Source organism: Pseudomonas sp. PME37.24/025 (genome assembly GCF_055556615.1).
The window spans coordinates 1-296 of sequence record NZ_JBVHNK010000085.1; the positions used below are offsets into that span (position 1 = coordinate 1).

Consider the following 296-nt stretch of genomic DNA (forward strand, 5'->3'; position numbering starts at 1 on the left):
TCCGATCCCCTGGCCGAGGAACCGTTCGGCGACACGCATCGATTTCAGTTCGCCCGCGTCGTCGCCGAACGGGGCGAGCGCGCCGATGCCGGCGAGCTCGCCGTCGACGCGCGCGGACCACAGGGACGCCCCGTTGTCGACCAGGGCATCGGCGTCGAGCGCGTGGCAGCTCTCGGCCGGCGTGTTGGCCAGCATCCCGGAGACGTGGGCCGTCACGAGGGCGCGGGTGTCGGGAACGCTGACGTCGTCCCGTGCGATGTCCAGGGGCATTCTGCGACCCTAGCGCCGGCATGTTT

Annotated in this window: 1 protein-coding gene; it reads right to left on the reverse strand. The window is 71.3% G+C overall.

The genetic code is table 11. From position 1 onward, the window contains the following. Window positions 1-270 (reverse strand): GNAT family N-acetyltransferase (locus ACZ3HH_RS29610; RefSeq protein ID WP_465810088.1); only part of this gene is annotated, 270 nt, incomplete at its 3' end. Between the last annotated feature and the right edge of the window lie 26 nt (window positions 271-296).